This window comes from Mycobacterium sp. E3247 (assembly GCF_001667785.1).
GTDB lineage: Bacteria > Actinomycetota > Actinomycetes > Mycobacteriales > Mycobacteriaceae > Mycobacterium.
Map to the genome: position 1 here is coordinate 1 of NZ_LZJG01000206.1, position 950 is coordinate 950.

The 950-nt window shown below is 63.9% G+C and carries 2 protein-coding genes; one reads left to right on the top strand and one right to left on the bottom strand.

Annotated features, from left to right (window positions below):
* Nucleotides 1-506, bottom strand: a 506-nt coding sequence (locus tag A9X04_RS11175; protein ID WP_156764315.1) for a phosphotransferase, incomplete at its 3' end; no start/stop codon positions are given.
* Between the two features lie 55 nt (nucleotides 507-561).
* Between A9X04_RS11175 and A9X04_RS11180 the strand changes: the two genes are divergently transcribed.
* Nucleotides 562-950 (top strand): acyl-CoA dehydrogenase family protein (locus A9X04_RS11180; protein ID WP_197509129.1); only part of this gene is annotated, 389 nt, incomplete at its 3' end.

A 950-nucleotide genomic window follows, 5' to 3' on the forward strand; every position in this document is an offset into this window, starting at 1 on the left:
GGCACTTGACGCTCCAGAAATCCCTCGGGCTTGCCAAGGTCAGCCAGACCGCGCCGTCGCCAGTCCACCGCGGCCAGGTGGACCAGTCCGTCGACGTAGGCCATCGCTAGGCCGTGCCGCAGGGTGATGTCACCGAGAAAGGGTTCGGGCAGCTCGAACCCCGGCGTGAATCCGTCGACGACGCCCATCAGCATGAATTCAGAACCAAGTACGTCGGTGTCAGCACAGTACAGCACGGGCTGCGGGTGCGGAACCGGTGTGCCTTCGAGGGCGTGCAGAATGCGCCACTCGCGGTGGGTGTTTGACGCGCTCGGGTCATTCTTCACCACGGGTGGGCGGCGCAGGACCCAGGCGTCGTCGCCGCGTGCTACGCGGAACAGTGCATTGGCGATTCCGGTGCTTGCCCCGATGCGTTCAGCCGTCAGCGGCTGACCACGGCCAGGGAGGCGGTCGCCGATCCACTCGTCGAGCCGGCCAATGTCGACAAGGTGTGCGGTGGTGGTCATCGCTCCGAAGATAGCAATCTTGACAGTGAGTGTCAATGATGGCAGGGTATGACACATGATCAACTTCGAGTTGCCTCATGAGGTTCGTGAACTGCGGACGCGTGTCGCCGCATTCATCGACGAGGTAGTGCTGCCGGCGGAGCCACAGATCGGCACGCGTCCCTTCTTCGACATCGTCAAGGAGGTCCAGGACAGGGCCCACGCGGAAGGGTTGTGGTGCCCCTTCGTACCGGTGCAGTACGGCGGAATGGGGTTGGGGCACTTGGCCAATGCCGTCGTGCAAGTCGAAGTGGGCCGCGCGTTCAGCCATCTGGGTGCGTGGGCGTTGAACTGCATGGGCCCACAGGACGCGACCATGCTGACCCTCATCGAGCACGGGACCGAGGAGCAGAAGCAGCGCTACCTGGTCCCGCTGGTCAACGGCGATATCCGGGTCTCCATCGT